Genomic DNA, 20,076 nt, shown 5'->3' with positions numbered 1-20,076 from the left:
GATGAAAATAAAGGCTAAACTCTTAATTGGTTTTAGTGCGATGCTGGCGATTATGCTGGCACTTACTATGATTGGATACGATCGTTTGGATTATATGAATGGTCAGCTTGAGGGTTACCAGGATAGATATATGAAGGGGCGTTCTTCTTCAGGTATGCGTGGAGAAGTGAATGATATGGCGCGAATATTAACGACGACCATGTTAAGCGCTGATACATCAACGGTAGAATCACAAAAAAAAGAGATTGATAAAAAAATAGCTAAGGCGAATGAGCACTACGACAAAATAAAAGAATCAATGACTAGCGCTGAAGAGATGCAGATCGTTACTCAAATTGATGATTCTTATACGATCTATCTAAATTATCAGGAAAAAATATTGAAGCTGCTATCAGCTGGTTATTTCCAGAATGCCAGCACGTATTCTAACACAGAGGGACAAGCGATTCAGAATGCGGTATTAAACGCTCTGAACAGTCTCTCTGATTATAATGCCTTTATTATGAATGAAGAGAGCGCAAAAGCTAAAGATGCCTATCAAAGCTCTACTCAGATGGTCATCTTGATGATGATTGTGGGTCTACTACTTGGACTTGGAGTTGTTCTATGGATCATTCCAAGCATTACGCGGGGGCTTAACGTCGTTTCGATGATGATTACCAGCTTCGGCAACGGCAGAATTCGGGCTATAAGGCGCATCAAGGTTACTTCTAAAGATGAGATTGGTGAGGTTGCCCTTGTCTTTAAGAAAATGGCTTTAGATCTTGAAGAGAAACAGCAAATGGAACAGGCCTATGCACAGGCGCAGAATGATCAATCCTGGCTGAATGCAAATGTTGCTCAGGTGACAGAACTTCTCCGGGGAGTTAGCTCATTGGATCAGGTCTCACAGACCTTTATCAACGAGTTCACCCCTGTGCTGGGAGCCCAGTTTGGGGCAGTATATTTAAAGGATGCTAACCGTCCCGATTTTCTGCGAAGCAGTGGTTATTATGCAGTAGATAGCGATAAGAAACCAAAGGAAGGTTTTGTGATTGGAGAAGGACTCGTAGGACAAAGTGCGCTTGATATGCACCCAATCAGATTGGAGCGGGCTCCTGAAGATTATATCTCCGTGAAATCCGGCTTTGTGGATTCACAGCCAGGATATATTTCCATTCATCCGCTTATTTTTGAAGACGAGCTGCTCGGTGTAGTAGAATTCGCTTCATTCCAGCCATTTAGCAGTCTGAAAAATGATTTGCTGCAACAACTTGCGAATAATTTAAGCATTATTTTCAATAATATTAGTCGTCGTCTGATTGTAGAGAAATTACTGCGTGAGTCACAGGCACTTACGGAAGAACTGCAATGTCAGTCAGAAGAGCTGCAGACTCAGCAAGAAGAACTGCGTCGTTCCAATGAGAACTTGGAAGAGCAGACGGACGCACTTAAGCGTTCAGAAGAACTGCTGCAACGTCAGCAGGAGGAACTGGAACATTACAATACGGAACTCGTCGCCAAGACTCGTGCACTAGAGGAGCAAGTGCAGGAGGTTGAGGAGAAAAAAGATGAAATTGAGCATGCTAAGGTTCAGCTAGAGAAACAGGCTATGCAATTATCCGTGACTAGTAAGTATAAATCAGAATTTATGGCGAACATGTCCCATGAATTGCGGACGCCGCTCAACAGTCTGCTGATCTTGTCCCAGCTGCTTACCGAGAACAAGGATGGTAATTTAACGGAGAAGCAGGTTGAATTTGCCCATACGATTTATATGTCAGGTGCTGACCTGCTTAAGATGATTGATGAAATTTTAGACCTGTCCAAGGTTGATGCAGGAAAAATGGAACTGAATCATGAAGAAATTAAACTGACTGAGCTGAAAAGCTTTGTGAAGCAGAATTTTGCTCCACAGGCGCTCAAAAAAGGACTCTCCTTACGGATAGCCTTTAACGAGCCGCTGCCAGATAGCGTAATTGCCGATAGTCATCGGTTGAAGCAGGTCTTAAGAAATCTGCTTTCCAATGCCTTTAAATTTACAACCGAAGGTTTTATCGAGTTTTCAGTTAGCCCGGCAGATACTAATCTCTTGCCACTAAATCTGCCGAGTGATAATGAATATATTGCTATTGCTGTGAAGGACAGTGGCATTGGTATTCCGGCTGACAAAACAGATATTGTATTCGAAGCCTTCCAGCAAGTAGACGGAACAACCAGCCGTAAATATGGAGGCACGGGCCTGGGATTGTCGATCAGCCGTGAATTGGTTCGTATAATGGGTGGAGCTATTGTGCTCGAATCCCGTGAGGGACAAGGCAGTACCTTCACTTTGTATTTGCCGGTGAAGGCAAATTACAGTAAACAACCTGCAGAAATAGAAGCTGCTGTGTCCAAAGAGGATTCAACATATGATGAATATATTGGAGACATGCTTCCAACCTTAGTGCCAGCAGCCGTTAACGTACCCCTTCCACAACTGACAATTGAGGATGACCGTGACAATTTGACGGCGAATGACAAAGTCCTGCTTATTATAGAAGATGATGAAAGCTTTGCGAAAATCTTGCTAGACATGGCTCGTGGTCGCAGATTTAAAGGCTTAGTAGCGCTTCAAGGCGATATTGGACTGCAGATGGCAAAAACTTATTTGCCAGATGCGATTATTCTCGATATACAGCTGCCTGTAATGGACGGCTGGACCATTCTTAGAGAGCTGAAAAGTGCATCTCAGACCCGTCACATTCCTGTTCATGTTATCTCAGTGAACGATGAAGTGAAGCAAGGATTGATGATGGGGGCTATGGCGTATCTAAGAAAACCATCTTCAAGAGAAGCATTGGAGCGGGCTTTCTCACAAATTGAGAACTATACGTCCAGCACTGTGAAGTACCTTCTGATTGTAGAAGATGATGAGATTCAACGTCGTTCCATTATGGAATTGATTGGTCATGATGATGTAGCTATTACCGCGGTATCAACCGGCAATGAGGCACTGATGGAGCTGCGCAAGCAGAGATATGATTGTATGGTTCTGGATCTTATGCTTGGGGATATGAACGGCTTTGAACTGCTGGATCAGATTCGTGATGATGAGGAATTAAACGATCTTCCTATTATTATTTATACAGGTAAGGATTTAGATAGCAAAGAAGAGACACAGCTCCGCAAGTATGCTGAATCCATAATTATCAAGGATGTTCGTTCTCCGGAACGACTACTGGATGAGACAACGTTGTTCTTGCACCGGGTAGAAGCCAATCTTCCGGAAGATAAACGTAAAATTTTGCAGAAGCTGCATAACAAGGAAGAGTTATTCGAAGGGAAGAAAATACTGCTCGTCGATGATGATATTCGTAATGTTTTTGCACTCTCTAGTGTACTGGAAGAATACCACATGGAAGTGAAGTTTGCGGAGAACGGACGTGAAGCGCTGGAAATGCTGGTAGAGCAAGAAGATTTTGATCTCGTGCTTATGGATATGATGATGCCGGAAATGGACGGATATGAAGCTATGCGCCGAATCCGTGAAATGCCGCAATATCAGAAACTGCCTATTATTGCGCTTACCGCCAAAGCAATGAAAGAGGATCGTGCCAAATGTATTGAAGCGGGAGCTTCTGATTATATGAAGAAACCGATCGCAACAGGTCAACTTCTTTCGTTAATGCGTGTCTGGTTGTATTCGTAAACTCAAATTTGGGGTAATACCTTTTTAAGAACTAACATGACTAGAATTACGGTGTGTTAATAAGGGAGTCGGGATAACAATGAAAGCGATAGAACACGGATATGAGGAGCAGCCCGTTATGGTAGGAAGTGACGAGTTGGAGCAAATTGAGATCGAGCTGCTCCTTGATGGAGTACACCGTTTATATGGATATGATTTCCGGAATTATGCGTTGCCTTCTTTGAAGCGGCGTATCTGGCATCATGTGCATGCGGAGAATGTACACAGCATATCCGCGCTGCAAGAAAAGGTGCTGCATGATCGTGCCTGTTTTGAACGATTTGTCTATAGTCTCTCCATTCCGGTTACCGAAATGTTTAGGGACCCGGGGTTATTTTTAACGTTTCGCCAGAAGGTAGTTCCGTTGTTGAGGACTTATCCCTATATTCGTATCTGGCATGCTGGATGCTCCACTGGTGAAGAAGTATACTCTATGGCCATCCTGCTTCATGAAGAAGGGCTTTACGATAAGGCTCGGATTTATGCCACAGATATGAATGAGCGTTCTTTACAGCAGGCTAAAGAAGGCGTCTATGATATTAGCAGAATGAAGCAATACACTAAGAATTATTTGGAGGCGGGAGGTACCCGGGCATTCTCTGAATACTATACAGCGAAGTATAACTCGGTTATTTTACAGCCATATTTACGCAAAAACATTATATTCGCTGAGCATAACTTAGCTACAGATACTTCTTTTAATGAGTTTAATGTTATTTTCTGCCGCAATGTGATGATCTATTTCAATGATGAGCTGCGTGATCATGTTCACGGCTTGTTTCATGAAAGTTTAAGTCGTTTTGGAATACTTGTTCTAGGCTCTAAAGAATCCATTCACTTTACGAAGTACAGCGATTGTTATGAGTCTTTGGACAGAGTAGAAAAAATATACCGTAACATAAAATAACGCATGAAGGAGGGTGGTCCTATGGGGTTTCAAGAACCAATTCATATACTACTAGTAGATGACCGTCCTGAAAATCTGCTGGCGCTGGAGGCGGTACTTGAAAGCCAGCATTATGAGCTAGTCAAAGCCACCTCCGGCGAAGAAGCGCTGCGGTGTTTGTTAAGGTATGATTTTGCTGTCATCGTACTGGACGTGCAGATGCCAGGTATGGATGGGATCGAGACCGCAAAGTTGATTAAAGCCAGAGAAAAAACAAAGGAAATTCCGATTATCTTTATCTCTGCGAATAGTAAGGAAGCGGAGCATTTATTCGCGGGCTATTCTGCAGGGGCTATTGATTATATGGTTAAACCCTTCATTCCACAAATTCTGAAGTCTAAGATACAAGGTTTTGTCGAGATGTATATTACGAGCAAAAAACATCAGACTCAGACCATGCTGCTGCAGCAAAAGACGAAAGAGCTGGAAATCATAAATAGTGAGCTCGTAAAGGCTAAGGAAGAGGCGGAGATCGCCTCCAAAGCGAAGTCGGAATTTCTGGCTATGATGAGTCATGAGATTCGTACACCAATGAATGGCGTAGTGGGTATGATTGATTTATTAATGGAGACTGACCTTGCTCCTGAGCAGAAGGAGTATTCCGAGATCATTCGGAAAAGTGCAGACACGTTGATTACGGTTATAAACGATATTCTTGATTTCACCAAAATGGAATCCGGTAAAATGGAAATCGAAGAGCAGCTGTTCGAACTTCGCACATGTATTCAAGAGGTGTTCAGCCTCTTTTCGGTGGAAGCGGGAAAAAAGAACCTGGAGCTCGCTTATTTTATCGATCAGAAGTTGCCTAGACTTTTATATGGAGATATGGCTCGTCTACGCCAAGTATTAATTAATCTGATTGCTAACGCAGTTAAATTTACAAATCAGGGCGGTGTCTATTTAGTCGCTTCCATCAAAGAAACATCTGGGCACAAGGTAGAAGTCGAGTTTACGGTCATGGATACAGGGATTGGTATTTCTCCAGAGAAATGCGACCGATTATTCCAACCGTTCTCACAGCTGGATTCTTCAATGACACGGAAATACGGGGGGACAGGGCTTGGTTTAGCCATATGTAAATCCCTTGTAGGCATGATGGGCGGAGAAATACGGGTAGAATCCATGGAGCAAAAAGGAGCTACCTTTATTTTTACGATTCAAGCATCCGTACCTGGAGAAGATTTGACAGGAGGTTATCAAGAAGAGGAATCGCCTCATCTTCTTCTTAATCAGGAGAGCAGAAGCCGAATTCTTGTTGTAGATGACCATCCTATCAATCAGCGTCTGATGGTTAGCATGCTAGATAAGCTCGGCTATGAAGCTGATATGGCTGAGGACGGGAAACAGGCTGTGCAAATGGCGCTTAAGCAGCCCTATGATTTTATCTTTATGGATCTCCAAATGCCAGTAATGGATGGCCTGGAGGCAACCGCCCAAATCCGTCGAGAAGGCGGTCCGGCGGCTGAGAAGACTATTATTATTGCAATGACTGCGAATGTCATGGATGGCATTCAGAATCGCTGTAAAGCCTCAGGAATGGATGACTATATCAGCAAGCCACTTAAGATGAGCAGTATTAAGCAGATTATCTCTCGGTATTCTAGCAGCGATAATCGGATGGCTGAACCAGATACATCTATTTTTCAGGCGTAACCCAAGATTTACTAGTTTATATTTTAATGTTATTTGTTTCAAAGGTAGGACTATGAGGTTATTAATATAGAAAATATTTATCAGGAGAGATCGTCTATGAACACGCATAAAAGTAATAAGTTTCACGCTAAGACAGAGACAAAAGAAAATGTATGTACGGTTTTCCTGAATGGTGAACTTGATCTATCCGTTGCTTCCGATTTCCGTTTGGTAATGGAGCCGCTTGTAGGTGATACGAAGCATGATTTAGTAATAAATCTTAAAGAATTAAAATACATCGATAGCACGGGTATTGGTATTCTACTTTCGATCCTGAAATCAAGACAAGGTATGGACGTTAAGTTTATGGTTGAGGATGTTCCTCCCCAAATTCAGAAGCTGTTTGACATGACTGGTATTACCAAGTTTTTTGCCTCCCAAGAGAATTCCCACTAGGAAAGGATAGAACAAAGAATGAGTGATGATGTGCAAAAAGTAATTCTTCAGCTGCCGGCTAGCGCAGAGTATGTGGATATTGTTAGGTTAAATTTATATGGTATTGCTTCAAAAATGGGCTTCACCTACGAAGATATTGAAGATATGAAGGTAGCTGTATCAGAGGCGTGTAACAATTCAGTATTGTACGCCTATGGACAACAAGACGGAATGGTTGATGTAATCTTTGAGGTGGGTGAAAGTGCCTTATCCATTACAGTCAAAGACGAGGGGGAGAGCTTTGACGGTTTGGAAGACTCGTCCAGTGAGCGTATGACACTGCATGATAAAGAGTTGAGTGACGTTCAGGTCGGCGGTTTAGGGTTCTACTTAATGCAAGCGTTGATGGATGACGTGAGCGTTGTAAGTGAGGCCGGAAGAGGGACGGTAGTAACTTTGAAGAAGCACCTTAACTTTAGCGAGGAAAAGGTATGAGTGATAAGGTGACTCCCCCCGAGTCCATGAATGAAGCAGTCACCCAAATTTGGGAATATCAGCAGACTAAGGATAATGAACGCGCAACAGTGCTGATACAGAAATATGAGCCTATGGTAAAAATGGCTGCTGGAAAAATTTCTCGCAACCGCCCCGACTTGTATGAGGATTTATATCAGGTCGGGCAAATGGCGCTCATCCGGTTATTACAGCAATATGATATTAGCCTTGGAATCCCTTTTGAGCCCTATGCGATGAAAAGCATGATTGGACATATGAAGAATTTCCTACGTGATAAATCTTGGTACATACAGGTACCTAGACGGATTAAAGAAAAGGGGGCACTTGTTCAACACGCGATTGACGAACTAACAGTGAAGCTGGAACGTTCGCCTGCGGTGGATGAGATTGCTCATTATCTTGATTTGTCTGTTGAAGAAACTGTAGAAGTACTGGCGGGCAGAGAATGTTATCATTACGTCTCCCTAGACTCGCCCCTTTCTCAAGAGGAGACAGGAGCTACGCTAGGCGAGCTGATCAGCTCTGACGCAAATGATTACGAGACCGTAGAGAAACGTATGGATTTGCAACAAGCACTAGGTCAATTGAAGGAACAGGAGCAGCAGGTGCTGCTGTTAGCGTTCCAAGATGGACAATCCCAGCGGGCGATCGCCCAGAAGCTGGGGGTATCACAGATGAGCGTTTCACGCATACAGAAGCGGGCCACTGAGAAGTTAAAGCAGATTATGGCCAACTCTTCCTATTGAGTTCCTGTATGGGTAGTATACATTTTCGACGATAAGGACATGCCTCTCTCCGCTGACTGGAGACCCGCATGTCCTTTATTTGTATACTATTGTAGACTTATTCCCCCGCTTGTCCGTCCAACCTAGAGGATTAGACGGACAAGCGGGGGAAGCGGTCGATAGTTGGGGAATAGATCGATAGTCTTGCGGTTAGCTATTAGCATCAATGTATTTTTTAATTTCGCCAAGATACTCTCCGATTACTGGAACATTAAGAAAAAGACTAAGAATGTAGCCTAATAAACCAAGGACTACAAATGTTCCGAGAGATAGTCCAAGTCCCCGAGATATACCGGCCATCAGGTTTGTGATGATTCTTTTTTTCGGATCTGAATAGTTGTCGAGAATGTCCTTGAATTCTGATTTTTCCAGTGAGTGAGCGATCTTATCAAGACGACTGTTTAAGCGTTTCACTTCATGTCGCAACTCGAAAGGATGTTCATCAATTTCATAAGGTTTTGTTTGGTTATTTGAATCTGCCATGCGCCATCCCTGCTTTCTATAGCCCTAACGGGCATTAATTGAATGTCTAGTTGTATCTGCTGATGTGAATAAAGGTATAACTAAACAACAGCCAGCTGCGGTCAGCTGGCTGTTGTTTGTTAAAGTGATAGCTGTATGATGCCGCAGATTAGTAATTGGATTTATAGGAGGATTTTACATCCTCTTTCGCATCCTTAGCCTGATTGGCAACCTCTTTAGAGGATGCTTTGGCTTCATCAGCTACGTCTTTAGAGGCGTCTTTAACATCCGAGCTTACATTGCTTGAGGCTTCACTTACAGTGTCACCAATTTTACTTCCAGCCTCTTGAAGAGTGGCGGCAATCTGTTGTTTGCTGTCACTGACAGTGGTATAGATATCAGAGGCTTTATCTGATACCGTACTAGCCAAATCGGTTGCTTTTTCGCCAACGGTTGTCGCAATAGCTTTGGTTTTGTCAGTTACGGCACCAGCAACTTCTTTGGTCTTGTCTGTAGCTAGAGAAAGTTTATCTGACAGATCACTGCGCATTTCACGGCCAGGCTTTGGTGCAAATAGCAAGGCTGCTGCGGCACCAATTAAGCTACCGATAAAGATACCTTTTAATAAGCTGCTTCCGTTCTCTACTTCATGTTCTACGTTACTCATCACCAATCACTCCTTATAATTTATCTTACTTCGTATATAAACTTTGGCGTATGGGCTGAAACAGTTGAAGAGCAAGGGGGAGATTACGGGAGGTTAAGGGAGGATACGGTAACCTAGATGGCTTTAGGTCATATAAACCGCGTTTTTGAGGCTTTATCAACATTTGTTTATGCGCAAAAAGAAGGGCGAAGACAGGCTGTGATATGCAGCATATGTCTCCATCCTTCTACGATTGAATTTAGAATGTTACGGATTAATCATTAACGGCTTGGAGTACCGCATAGCCGAATTCAGGCAGATTCAGATGCAGCTGGGATGTGGAGGATTCAGTCCGCTTCTGCGTCTTTAGGTTTACCCATATCATGTCTGCCCCGGTTACAGGAATGATGACATCGGCCATAACATCTTCATTATTCAATACGATTATGAATCGGTTTTGTTTGTCCCACCGCTCATATACAAGCAGCTTTGGATAACCCGGAATCTCCAGCGCTTTAAATCCACTGCTCCGGAATGCGGGATGAGATTTACGAAGGCTGATCGTCCAGCGATAGTATTCGAGCAATTCTTGATTCTGTTTCTGGGAGTCCCACTCCATGCATTTTCGGTTGTCCGGGTCGTATCCGCCATCCATGCCGATTTCATCGCCATAATAAATACAGGGTGCTCCCTGAAAGGTCATCTGGAACAAAACGGCCAGCTTTAACTTCCTGATGTCACCGCCACAAAGTGTCAGGAAACGAACTGTATCATGGCTGTCTAGCAGATTAAAGGCGGCTTCCGTAATTTGTTGCGGATAATTCGCTAGCATAGTAGCAACCGACTGAGAGAATTGTGCAGCATTGATCTGTCCGTGGGCGAAAAAATTAATTTGAATATTCGTTAGCGGGTAATTCATAACGGCGTCAAACTGATCGCCAAGCAGCCACGGCAAGGAATCATGCATGATTTCTCCTACGAGATAGGCCTCTGGATTAACGCTTTTGATCGTACTGCGGAATTGCCGCCAGAACGAATGGGAGACTTCATTTGCGACATCAAGCCGCCAGCCGTCTATACCGATTTCCTCGATCCAATAGCGGCCTGCATTCAGTAGATATTCTATGACTTCAGGATTCTCAGTGTTGAATTTAGGCATGATAGGCTCGAATGCAAATGTGTCATAGGTGGGAATTCCGTCGATGACCTGTGGCGGCCACTCGCGTACATGGAACCAATCGGCATAACGCGAAGATTGCCCGTTCGCGAGCAGATCAACAAATGGCGGGAAGGTATGGCCGCAATGATTAAAGACACCGTCCAGGATGACACGGATGCCTTTGGAATGACAGGAGTCCACAAACTCTTTCAGCAATGTGTTGCTGCCAAAATGAGGATCGACCAAGTAATAATCTTCTGTATCGTATTTATGATTGGTGGTTGCCGCAAATAGAGGATTAAAATATATAGCATTGATGCCCAATTCACAGAGATAATCCAAATGATCTAGTACACCCTGCAAGTCTCCTCCGAAGAAATTCCGAGGACTCGGTGTGCCGCCCCATTCGAGTACATCTGTCGGATCGTTGGTGGGATCACCATTCGCGAAACGCTCCGGGAATATTTGATAAAATACTGCATCTTTCACCCAAGATGGAGGGGAGTGCACATCTTCACGATTCAAAAATGGAAAGTCGAACAGACCCTCATATACAACAGCAGGTGGCTCTGGATAAAATCCTTTTTCCAAAAAATAAAGGACTTCGTCTTTGTTATAAAGCGCAAAGTAATACGCGAGTCTGCGGTAAACAGGACGGACTGAGGCTTGCCAGTAATCGAACAAGCCGTCAGAAGCGAGGCGCTGCATTGGAATGACCTCATGCGTTTTGTCCCAGCCAAATTTATCTCCACAGAAAAGGTCGATCTGTGATACGTTGTCCCGCTTAGTTCTTAGGCGAATATGAAGTGTAGACTCATCGTAGGCATATGACCAATTTTGTCCCATACGGTGATAAACGGCTTCCGGTTGAATCATACTCATTTTCCATCCCTTCGGGCATGTAAACGCAAAAAAGGGCCAACCTCATGATTTTCAGAGGTTGAACCCTTGGCGGTTTCATTGCCTTTAAATTTGTCTGCATCTTACCATAACCCTCAAGAGCAAAGCAAGAGGTTATTTCACAAGAATTTACAATGTGGAATATTTAGTATGTGGTAGGAATAAAGAGAAAATAAGAGAAAAGATAAGAAAAACTTTGTTAAACCGTCTTGTTTGGACTTATACCCTGATTGCAATCAAAATTATGGATATTATAGAATGAGGGCGAACGAACTTGATTTTTCATAACACGCATTCAAATTAAAGGCACTGTTACCTGCAAAGGTACAACCTCGGCACTTTGTGCAAATGAGGTTGTACCTTTTTTATATGCTTTTTTTCAATGCGGGTTAGGTTTAATCACTCATGATCGAAGGGGAGATGAGCAAATGAAGAAGAGTAAACGTTCCAAAATGCAAGCGGTAACATTTAGTTTAGTCCTATGCCTGCTGTTAACTTTGACGGTCACCGCATGCGGTTCTGGCAATGGGAACTTCGCATCAAAGCCGAATTCGAGTCCGAATTCCGCAGTGAACGAGCCGGGGGGAACCACAAATGAGACAAATACCGAAGAGAAAACCACTGATGAGGAAATGAAGCCAGAAGCAGGGGCCAAACTTATGGTCTGGGAAGCCAAGGAGCAGCTTGAATACATGAAGCAGGTAGCTGCTGATTTCGAAAAAGAATATGGTGTTCCCGTCACGGTTGAGGAAATGGCGGGTGGCGATCAAGGCGCAAGACTGGCGACGGATGGTCCGTCTAAACTTGCTGCAGATGTGTTGACTCTGCCCCATGACCAGATCGGGCAAGCCGTAAAAGCAGGGCTGCTTTTGCCAAACGATGTTTTTGAGGAAGAAACCAAATCAACGATGGTGGCAACAGCCGTTCAGGCATCGTCTTATGATGGCATTCTTTACGGTTATCCTAAATCGGTGGAAACCTATGCGCTGTTCTACAACAAGGACCTGATTCCTGACGCTCCTAAAACGTGGGATGATGTGATTGCTTTTGCAGATACGTACAACAATCCGAAGGAAAACAAATTCGCAATCATGTGGGAATTCGTCGGATATTACAGCTATCCGTTTATTGGCAGCTTCGGCGGATATATTTACGGAGACAACAATACGAATTTCAAGGATATTGGATTGAACAATGAGGGCACTATCAAAGGATTTACGTTTCTGCAGAGCCTCAAAAAAATTCTGCCTTTGAATGCAGGAGATATCACTTATGACGTGAAAACCCAATTATTCCAAGAAGGTAAGCTGGCGATGAATATCGATGGGCCATGGTCCATAGCGGCGTTTAAGGAAAATGTTAACCTGGGTGTGGCTCCTCTTCCAAAGGGACCTGACGGTCAAGACAGTCTTTCTTTCTCCGGTGTCAAATCGTATTATGTTAACTCATATACGGAATATCCGGTCGCAGGCCGTTTGTTCGCACATTTTGCAAGCAACAAGGAGAATCAGCTTAAGAACTTTGAGATGACGGGAGCGATTCCTGCGAGTATAGAAGCTGGAGAAGCCCCGGAAATCAAAGATGACCCTATTATTGGCGGATTCTTCGAGCAATTCCAAAATTCCGTTCCAATGCCTTCCGTTTCAGAAATTAAATCGGTCTGGGAACCCCTAAAAGCAGCGTTTGTGTCCCTGTGGAACGACTCAAATCTTGATGTTAAACAGACGCTGGATCAGACTGTAACCACGATTCAGGCCGATCTGGAGTCGAAGTAAAGGGCAGGTGATTTAACCATGAGGAAAAAAACAGGCACAGCGCTACTCTCGGCTATTATTCCGGGACTGGGCCAGTTCTACAACCGGCAGTGGCTGAAAGGATTGGTATTCCTGCTGGTGGGGTCTGCTGGAATTTACTATATTGCTAATGATCTGATGGGACATTTGCATGGCTTAATTACGCTTGGGGAATTTCCAAGCCGTATGGTCAAGGTAGGCAAATTAACCCGGATGGTGGAAGGCGACCACTCCATTTTTATGATGATCAATGGTCTAATGGCATTGCTGGCGCTGCTCTTTTATACAGCTTTTCATTTATTGAACATCAGAGATGCATTCCTAGTTGGAGCTGCACGGGACCGGAAAGAGCCCATTCATTCATTCGCTGAATCGCTCAGAGCTATGGGGCGGAGGAATTTTGCCTATCTTGTCCTCGCGATTCCCTTTGTGGCCGTGGTTTTTCTGACGATATTACCACTTGTTTTTTCGGTGCTACTGGCGTTTACGAACTATGCCGACCCGATTTTACCGCCAGCACATCTGGTAGACTGGGTGGGTTTCGGTAATTTTAATAAAATGCTTAGTCTGGATGTCTGGAGTTCCACCTTCGGTGGAGTGCTGACTTGGACCTTGATCTGGGCGGTTATTGCTACTGCGACGACTTACATTGGAGGTGTGCTCATTGCAGTACTTATTCACCAGCCCCGTGTCCGCTGCAAAAAGCTTTGGCGCACACTTCTGATCGTTCCGTTCGCTATTCCCAATATGATTTCTCTGCTCGTCATGCGCAATATGTTCAATAATCAATTTGGACCGATCAATAGTTATTTAAGAGCCTTGGGATTGGAGGGGGTGGCCTGGCTAACCAATCCTTTCTGGGCTAAGGTCACTGTAATTCTGGCTAATATGTGGATCGGTATTCCGGTGACCATGATTCTGGCCTTCGGGGTGCTGACAACAATTCCGAAGGATATGTATGAAGCGGCAGAAGTAGACGGTGCTGGGTCATTTTATAAATTCCGCATGATTACGCTGCCCATGGTATTGTTCGCAACCGCACCTATCCTGATTATGCAGTTTGCCGGCAACATTAACAGCTTTAATGTCATTTATCTAATGACTAACGGAGAACCGGTTAATCCCAACTACCAGTACGCGGGCCACACTGACTTGCTGGTGACTTGGCTTTATAAACTGGCGCTGAACCAGTCGCAGTATAGCTTTGCTTCTGTCATCGGGATTGTCATCTTCCTGATGGTCGCGACATTCTCCATCTGGAGCTACCGGCGGACGCGATCCTTTAAAGAGGAGGATATGATTGCATGAAGCTAAGACTGACGGAAGCGTTAAAAACGTTTGGAAGCCATTTATTGCTGATTGTGCTCAGTTTTATTAGTCTTTTCCCAGCCTTCTGGATTATTATGTCTTCGTTCAAAACAGGAAACAGTTTGTTCAGTGACTCATTGATTCCTAAGAATTTTACCTTTGTTCATTACAAGGAACTGTTTGAGCAAACTAAATATTTGTTATGGTTCATGAATACGCTAAAGATTGCGGCGTTGTCTACGCTGCTCGGCACCTTTTTGCTGCTGCTGACTTCGTACGCCATTTCTCGTTATCGATTTACGGGCAGAAAAACTACACTAACCGCGCTCCTAGTTCTGCAGATGTTTCCGGGATTTATGGCTATGATTGCAGTTTACGTGCTGCTGAACACACTTGGGCTACTGAATTCTCATTGGGCACTTGTGCTCGTATACAGCAGCGGCGCTATTATCACGAATGTTTTTGTGGCTAAAGGTTTTTTTGATACGATTCCTAAAAGCTTGGAAGATGCTGCGCGAATGGATGGGGCGAGCCATATGAAAGTATTCCTTTCTATCATGATCCCGTTATCTAAGCCGATGCTCACCTATGCCAGCCTTATGATTTTCAACGGCTGCTTTGTGGATTTTATATTCGCCGACCTTGTATTGCGCACGGAGGATACAAGAACGCTCGCCGTTGGGCTTTACCGGATGGTGAACCAGAGCAACTCAACCGAGTTTACGTTGTTCGCTGCCGGAGCGGTATTGGTCGCTCTCCCAGTCACGCTGCTGTTCATTTTCCTACAGCGTTTCTTGGTGGATGGCCTGACCGCAGGTGCAAGCAAAGGATAAGGCGAACTGCGCTACCCTTGTGAAGCTACGCTGAATTCGATAAAAACCGCTTTCTACTCAGAGATTAAGCTTCTGAGAAGGAGGCGGTTTTTTATATTTTATCCGGTTTCTAAAATCTTCTTGGTGGGAACAGGATTGAAGAATAATGAAAATAGGAGTAGAATTCCTCATGGAACCAACACTTAAGGGAGTTTGTGGAGTACTCAAAAATCCCCGGAGCACGGGGTTATTTTCTAGCATTTATTAAATGTGAATACTAATAAGTCCTTGTGAGTTATAGAGCATCTAGAGAAAAGAGGAGAGATATCTTGGAAACCGTATTAGTACGAGAGTATCGGGCGGATTTGCTGGAATGTGTCCATAGTGGGCATATTGCCATCGTAGGAGAGAATGGAAATTTAATGGGGTATGCAGGTGATCCGGAATTTGTATCGTTCACCCGTTCAGCTGCTAAACCCCTTCAGGCTATTCCAGGCGTACGTGGGGGGATCGTGGAGCATTACGGCTTTACTCCCGCAGAGGTTGCCCTGATGACCGCCTCTCATCGGGGAGAGAGCTACCATGTAGCTGCGCTAGAGAGCATATCCTCCAAGATTGGCATCGATGAGCAACAAATGATCTGTGCAACGAGTTACCCGCTGGATTATTCCAGCAGGGAGAACGCCATTCGTGGTGCGGGCAAAAGAAAGTTCTATCATAACTGTGCGGGCAAGCACATGGGTATCTTATCTTACAGTAAGCTCAAAGGTTTGCCGCTTGAAGAATACTCACAGCCGGAGCAAACGGTGCAGCGTGAGATTATTGACACCATTGCTTATATGGCTGGTGTGGCCCCAGACAGTATCGGTTTAGGTACGGACGGATGCGGGCTGCCGGTGTTTGCTCTGCCTCTGACCGCCTTGGCGACAGCCTATTTGAAATTAGCCAATCCGGATTTGATTGCAGATGGAGCTACTCGCAAAGCGGTTACTACTATTACAACGGCAATGAATGCTTATCCAGAGATGGTTTCTGGATCTGGTCGCCTTGATTCTATTCTTTTGGAAGATGATAATATTATTGCTAAAGGTGGATTTAAGGGTGTGTATTGCTTCGGTTTACGCCGTGAGCGACTGGGGATTGCCTTCAAGATTCTGGATGGGTCGGAAGAAGAGTGGGGACTTATTGTACAGGGAATTTTAAACCAAATTGGTTATAGTCAGAAAAATACCTTGGAAAAGCTGCGCAATGCATTTTCAGGCGTGATTTACAATGACGGGGGTACACGAGTAGGCCATGCGGATACCGAGTTCAAGCTTAATTTCATAAAGTAGGATCATATAAAAAGAGCCCTTCGACTACAATCCATCTTCTGGATACGCAGCGAAGGGCTTTTTTCTACGAGAAGCGGTGGTCATCTTTAAAGGACGGCAACATCGTTTCTTCTTGTATAGGGAGAACTATTATTTATGACGTAGACGGCCGAGTTCGGAGACGAGTGCTTCCACCTGAGAAATACTCAGTCTGTCGCTGCCCATGGCTACCTCATATACATCATAGATATCTTCATAATGATCTACTGAAAAAGCGGAGGCTTGCATCGCCGCAGCACTGGCCATTTTTAATTTGTTTTTGATAGCCTCGATCATATACTCAACATTTTCCTGACTAGGCTTTGTTAAATCCATTAGGTTAAAACATCCTCTCTGTATACTGATTCATGTATTTTACCATGTTTGGCAGCTTGACCACCATTTTTTTGTCGGGTTCACTGAAATCATGTTAAATTAAAGGCATGAGATCAAAAAATATCATCGAAGGGAGCAAATGTATTGGCAATCAGAGAACAGGGAAGCGGAAAACGCATTAAAATGGACGATGCTGGACTGGTGTCCTTTTTCATGGAAATAGCTGCTCTGCATCCCGCCGAGGAAGTCACGTTTCTTTGTATCGGAACAGATCGATCTACAGGAGATGCACTCGGTCCGTTGACGGGCAGCAAACTTGTGGAACATGGCTTCCGACATGTAATCGGTACGTTGCCTTCTCCTTGCGATGCAGATAATTTGGTGGCCAGAGTGGCTGAGATTCCCTCCGGGCATATTGTAGTTGCGGTAGATGCTTGTCTGGGCCCTCCGATCGCGCTTGGATATTACTTCGTTTCGAGTGAGCCACTGCTGCCTGCACAATCGGTGGGGGCAAATCTTCCAGCCGTAGGTCACTATAGTTTGGCGGCCGTTGTAGATATGAATGGCCCGAAACCTTATCGGACGCTGCAGACTACTCCACTGCATAGAGTGATGGTTATGGCAGAACATATCGCTATAGCGGCAGCAAAAGGATTCGGACTCCAGTAGTACCCATTGGGCACTTAAAAATAAGCTGTCCGTTTCAAGGCGGGCTGTTTTGCTTAATAATAGATATTAGACACATTATCTTAGTATTCTAGAAAGAGGGAAGCAGCCATGGAAAGAGTTCGTTGTGACGGAAGCAATATATGCTACAGTGATCAGGGGAAAGGCGAAGTTATTGTATTGCTGCATGGCTTTTGTGGAAGCGCTGAATATTGGGAACAAGTCATTCCTGTCTTAAGCAGCGGCTACCGAGTGATTGCTCCCGATTTACGTGGTCACGGAGCTTCGGAAGCTCCACTAGGACCTTATAGTATTGAACAAATGGCAGATGATGTTCTGGGTCTGTTAGATTCGCTGGAGATTGCTGAATGCATCATGCTTGGTCATTCGCTTGGCGGATATATTACGCTATCGTTTGCTCAGCGTTATGCTTCTCGATTGAAAGGCTTTGGATTAATTCATTCTACTGCTTATCCAGATAGTGAAGAAGCTAAGGAAAAACGACTGAAGAGTGTCAGCGCGATTCAAAATGAAGGGATTACTCCTTTCGTAGACAGCTTCGTACCAGGCTTGTTTGCTGAAGCAACCCCTTCTGCATCCCCACAGCTGCTGGAGCGCGCTAAAGAAATCGGCTACAAAACGCCTCCACAAGGAGCGGCAGGAGCTGCACTGGCGATGCGTGAGCGTCCAGATCGACGGGATGTAATTACGGCCACTACGTTGCCGGTATTGCTTGTTGCTGGCGAGCAGGATGGATTGATTCCTGCTGAACGAACCTTTACTGCGGATAAGCCAAATGTAACGCAAGCAACGATATCGGGTGCAGGCCACATGAGTCTTTTTGAAGCTCCTGAACGGTTAGCCGAGATCATTAAGGATTTTGTCCAGGCTTCCGTTTTAGATAATAGCCGCGTATAAAAAATCTTCTACAAAGAGGCAGCACGGCGCCATTCTGGCGTGTGCTGCCTCTTTCTTTTAGGGCTATCTAATTATCTGGTATTCTCCTTAACTGGCATAGAATTCGGCAATGGTTTAAGATAAATCAATAGAATAATTTAAGTGGTATGAGTCCTGCAGTTTTTGCTACCACAGTACGGAAAAGGAGGATGTGCATGTTTCGAAGAGACTATATTGTCCGGATGATCGAAGATATGACGGCGATGGTTGCCAAGGTACTTACTCTAAAGCAGGAACGGAAGACGACAGAAGCTTTATGGGAAATCGATGAGCTGTTGAACCGGCATTTTCCGCTGAATTCACGTCTTTTAAATTCACTATCTGTAGAAGATATCATAGATATGTTTCGTTTTGGCGGTGTGGTTGAGTCCGATAAGCTTCAAGGTCTGGCCAAACTGCTGAAGGAAGAAGGCAGTATTTATGCCGCAAATGGCGATAAGGATGCAGCATTATTTAGAAGTATGAGAGCCTTACATTTATATTTGTACGCGGATCTTCACGGTGCAGACCGGGAGCTGCTGCATATGACTCAGGAAATGGATGAACTCTTGCAGGATGTGCAGGCCTATCGGCTCCCGGCTAAAACGGAGCGGCTACTGATGGAGTATATGGAGTCGGTAGGGCGATATAGTAAAGCGGAGGACAGCCTCTACCGGCTGTGGGAGCAGGGAGAAAATGTTGTAATAGAAGGGGATAAGCTATACAATCGACTGCTGCTCAAGTCATCTGCAGAATTGGAACAAGGTACTCTTCCTCTGGAGGAAGTAGAGCAGGGGTTAAAAGAGTGGGGCAGGATAACAGCGATACGAAAGGAATCAGGAACCTGATGAATACGATGAATATCCCTTTATATATTATCGATGCTTTTGCAGAACAGGCTTATTCAGGCAACCCTGCGGCGGTATGTTTACTGGAGCATCCCGTCGATGAAGGTTATATGCAGAAGACAGCAGCGGAAATGAACTTGTCAGAGACAGCTTTTCTCTGGCCAGAGGAAGATGGATATCGCCTGCGCTGGTTTACACCTAAAGTTGAGGTCAAGCTATGTGGTCATGGGACTCTAGCAAGTGCACATGTATTATGGGAGAGGGGACTGCTAGCTCCTGATATGGAAGCAAGGTTCTATACACGCAGTGGGTTGCTCAGAGCTTCTCGTTCAGGAGATTTGATCTCACTGTACTTCCCGCCTTATCAGCTTCAACCCTCTCCTGTAATTTCAGGTCTCGCAGCAGCGCTTGGTATTGCAGAAGCGAATGTGGTGGAAACTATGCGATATGCTGACAATGTGCTTGTACGACTGGATCAGGAAGCACGGGTTCGCGAACTCAGCCCTGACTTCGGAGCTTTATCCGGGCTTGAAGGGAGAGGCTTCGCGGTTACCGCAGAAAGCTCTATCGAAGGTATTGATTGTGTATCACGTTTTTTTGCGCCGAAGGTAGGAGTGAATGAGGATCCGGTAACAGGCTCAGCGCATACTGCACTGGCACCTTTTTGGGCGGATAGACTCAATCGTACGCAGTTGACCGCTTATCAAGCTTCGAAACGTGGAGGTTTGCTTCAGTTAGAGGTAAGTAAAGACCAGATTAAGATGTCTGGGCGAGCATTAACTATAGTTAGTGGAGAGCTGCATGTTAAGCCCTGCTAGAACAAGGAACGCCCCTT

At 44.7% G+C, this 20,076-nt stretch carries 18 protein-coding genes; 14 read left to right on the top strand and 4 right to left on the bottom strand.

Translation table 11 applies throughout. The features are described from left to right. The first annotated feature begins 1 nt into the window (after position 1). From PODO_RS26015 to PODO_RS25990, 6 genes are all read left to right on the top strand, one after another. Positions 2-3,670: a response regulator gene (locus PODO_RS26015; RefSeq protein ID WP_036680346.1), complete on the top strand. Its 3,669-nt coding sequence runs from the start codon at positions 2-4 to the stop codon at positions 3,668-3,670. A gap of 79 nt (positions 3,671-3,749) precedes the next feature. After that, a complete protein-coding gene (locus tag PODO_RS26010) occupies positions 3,750-4,616 on the top strand; it encodes a CheR family methyltransferase (protein ID WP_051491113.1) in 867 nt (288 codons plus the stop codon). Positions 4,617-4,637: 21 nt separating this feature from the next. Further along, positions 4,638-6,308: a response regulator gene (locus tag PODO_RS26005; protein WP_038573327.1), complete on the top strand. Its 1,671-nt coding sequence runs from the start codon at positions 4,638-4,640 to the stop codon at positions 6,306-6,308. Positions 6,309-6,404: 96 nt separating this feature from the next. Then, complete coding sequence (locus PODO_RS26000; protein ID WP_036680220.1) at positions 6,405-6,743, top strand: STAS domain-containing protein; 339 nt, start codon at positions 6,405-6,407, stop codon at positions 6,741-6,743. An 18-nt stretch (positions 6,744-6,761) separates the two neighbouring features. Next, positions 6,762-7,217: an anti-sigma B factor RsbW gene (gene rsbW, locus PODO_RS25995; protein WP_036680217.1), complete on the top strand. Its 456-nt coding sequence runs from the start codon at positions 6,762-6,764 to the stop codon at positions 7,215-7,217. After that, positions 7,214-7,984: a sigma-70 family RNA polymerase sigma factor gene (locus PODO_RS25990; protein ID WP_036680216.1), complete on the top strand. Its 771-nt coding sequence runs from the start codon at positions 7,214-7,216 to the stop codon at positions 7,982-7,984. The genes rsbW and PODO_RS25990 overlap by 4 nt, the downstream gene beginning before the upstream one ends. Positions 7,985-8,173: 189 nt before the next feature. On the opposite strand, the gene PODO_RS25985 is transcribed toward PODO_RS25990, so the two are convergent. The 3 genes from PODO_RS25985 to PODO_RS25975 all read right to left on the bottom strand — a co-directional run bounded on the left by PODO_RS25985 (position 8,174) and on the right by PODO_RS25975 (position 11,172). After that, on the bottom strand, positions 8,174-8,506 hold the full coding sequence (locus PODO_RS25985; RefSeq protein WP_036680215.1) for a DUF5665 domain-containing protein: 333 nt from the start codon (positions 8,504-8,506) through the stop codon (positions 8,174-8,176). Positions 8,507-8,654: 148 nt separating this feature from the next. Further along, positions 8,655-9,152 (bottom strand): YtxH domain-containing protein, encoded by a 498-nt coding sequence (locus PODO_RS25980; RefSeq protein ID WP_038573324.1) that lies wholly within the window; start codon positions 9,150-9,152, stop codon positions 8,655-8,657. 253 nt (positions 9,153-9,405) lie between these two features. Continuing rightward, a complete protein-coding gene (locus PODO_RS25975) occupies positions 9,406-11,172 on the bottom strand; it encodes a glycoside hydrolase family 13 protein (RefSeq protein WP_425311659.1) in 1,767 nt (588 codons plus the stop codon). Between the two features lie 446 nt (positions 11,173-11,618). Here PODO_RS25975 and PODO_RS25970 point away from each other — a divergent pair, with 446 nt between their 5' ends. From PODO_RS25970 to PODO_RS25955, 4 genes are all read left to right on the top strand, one after another. After that, positions 11,619-12,965: a sugar ABC transporter substrate-binding protein gene (locus PODO_RS25970; protein ID WP_052097333.1), complete on the top strand. Its 1,347-nt coding sequence runs from the start codon at positions 11,619-11,621 to the stop codon at positions 12,963-12,965. Positions 12,966-12,983: 18 nt separating this feature from the next. Then, positions 12,984-14,291: a sugar ABC transporter permease gene (locus tag PODO_RS25965; RefSeq protein WP_038573322.1), complete on the top strand. Its 1,308-nt coding sequence runs from the start codon at positions 12,984-12,986 to the stop codon at positions 14,289-14,291. Then, positions 14,288-15,124 carry a sugar ABC transporter permease gene (locus PODO_RS25960; protein WP_036680210.1) on the top strand — a complete coding sequence of 279 codons (837 nt, stop codon included), beginning with the start codon at positions 14,288-14,290 and terminating at the stop codon, positions 15,122-15,124. Before PODO_RS25965 ends, PODO_RS25960 begins: the two co-directional genes overlap by 4 nt. A 308-nt stretch (positions 15,125-15,432) precedes the next feature. Continuing rightward, positions 15,433-16,437 carry an asparaginase gene (locus PODO_RS25955; protein ID WP_038573319.1) on the top strand — a complete coding sequence of 335 codons (1,005 nt, stop codon included), beginning with the start codon at positions 15,433-15,435 and terminating at the stop codon, positions 16,435-16,437. Between the two features lie 129 nt (positions 16,438-16,566). On the opposite strand, the gene PODO_RS25950 is transcribed toward PODO_RS25955, so the two are convergent. Next, on the bottom strand, positions 16,567-16,791 hold the full coding sequence (locus tag PODO_RS25950) for a DUF1128 domain-containing protein (protein WP_036680203.1): 225 nt from the start codon (positions 16,789-16,791) through the stop codon (positions 16,567-16,569). 144 nt (positions 16,792-16,935) lie between these two features. On the opposite strand from PODO_RS25950, the gene yyaC reads away from it, so the two are divergent. From yyaC to PODO_RS25930, 4 genes are all read left to right on the top strand, one after another. Further along, entirely contained in the window at positions 16,936-17,460 is a 525-nt protein-coding gene (yyaC, locus tag PODO_RS25945) for a spore protease YyaC (protein ID WP_036680201.1), read from the top strand. Between the two features lie 108 nt (positions 17,461-17,568). Beyond that, complete coding sequence (locus tag PODO_RS25940; protein ID WP_038573317.1) at positions 17,569-18,375, top strand: alpha/beta fold hydrolase; 807 nt, start codon at positions 17,569-17,571, stop codon at positions 18,373-18,375. Between the two features lie 194 nt (positions 18,376-18,569). Then, positions 18,570-19,241, top strand: coding sequence for a DUF6483 family protein (locus PODO_RS25935; protein WP_036680197.1), 672 nt, complete (start codon positions 18,570-18,572; stop codon positions 19,239-19,241). A gap of 8 nt (positions 19,242-19,249) precedes the next feature. Then, the gene (locus PODO_RS25930; RefSeq protein ID WP_036680336.1) at positions 19,250-20,059 is read left to right on the top strand and encodes a PhzF family phenazine biosynthesis protein; all 810 of its coding nucleotides are present in this window, start codon (positions 19,250-19,252) and stop codon (positions 20,057-20,059) included. The last annotated feature ends 17 nt before the right edge of the window (positions 20,060-20,076 follow it).

This window comes from Paenibacillus odorifer, assembly GCF_000758725.1.
Classification (GTDB): domain Bacteria; phylum Bacillota; class Bacilli; order Paenibacillales; family Paenibacillaceae; genus Paenibacillus_AQ; species Paenibacillus_AQ odorifer.
This window is presented reverse-complemented; position numbering and strand designations above follow the sequence as displayed.

Bases quoted from the DNA above. Each gene is read 5' to 3' on its own strand.
- PODO_RS26015 (WP_036680346.1), top strand. From the start codon at position 2: ATGAAAATAAAGGCTAAACTCTTAATTGGTTTTAGTGCGATGCTGGCG.
- PODO_RS26010 (WP_051491113.1), top strand. From the start codon at position 3,750: ATGAAAGCGATAGAACACGGATATGAGGAGCAGCCCGTTATGGTAGGA.
- PODO_RS26005 (WP_038573327.1), top strand. From the start codon at position 4,638: ATGGGGTTTCAAGAACCAATTCATATACTACTAGTAGATGACCGTCCT.
- PODO_RS26000 (WP_036680220.1), top strand. From the start codon at position 6,405: ATGAACACGCATAAAAGTAATAAGTTTCACGCTAAGACAGAGACAAAA.
- rsbW (WP_036680217.1), top strand. From the start codon at position 6,762: ATGAGTGATGATGTGCAAAAAGTAATTCTTCAGCTGCCGGCTAGCGCA.
- PODO_RS25990 (WP_036680216.1), top strand. From the start codon at position 7,214: ATGAGTGATAAGGTGACTCCCCCCGAGTCCATGAATGAAGCAGTCACC.
- PODO_RS25985 (WP_036680215.1), bottom strand. From the start codon at position 8,506: ATGGCAGATTCAAATAACCAAACAAAACCTTATGAAATTGATGAACAT.
- PODO_RS25980 (WP_038573324.1), bottom strand. From the start codon at position 9,152: ATGAGTAACGTAGAACATGAAGTAGAGAACGGAAGCAGCTTATTAAAA.
- PODO_RS25975 (WP_425311659.1), bottom strand. From the start codon at position 11,172: ATGAGTATGATTCAACCGGAAGCCGTTTATCACCGTATGGGACAAAAT.
- PODO_RS25970 (WP_052097333.1), top strand. From the start codon at position 11,619: ATGAAGAAGAGTAAACGTTCCAAAATGCAAGCGGTAACATTTAGTTTA.
- PODO_RS25965 (WP_038573322.1), top strand. From the start codon at position 12,984: ATGAGGAAAAAAACAGGCACAGCGCTACTCTCGGCTATTATTCCGGGA.
- PODO_RS25960 (WP_036680210.1), top strand. From the start codon at position 14,288: ATGAAGCTAAGACTGACGGAAGCGTTAAAAACGTTTGGAAGCCATTTA.
- PODO_RS25950 (WP_036680203.1), bottom strand. From the start codon at position 16,791: ATGGATTTAACAAAGCCTAGTCAGGAAAATGTTGAGTATATGATCGAG.
- PODO_RS25940 (WP_038573317.1), top strand. From the start codon at position 17,569: ATGGAAAGAGTTCGTTGTGACGGAAGCAATATATGCTACAGTGATCAG.
- PODO_RS25935 (WP_036680197.1), top strand. From the start codon at position 18,570: ATGTTTCGAAGAGACTATATTGTCCGGATGATCGAAGATATGACGGCG.
- PODO_RS25930 (WP_036680336.1), top strand. From the start codon at position 19,250: ATGAATATCCCTTTATATATTATCGATGCTTTTGCAGAACAGGCTTAT.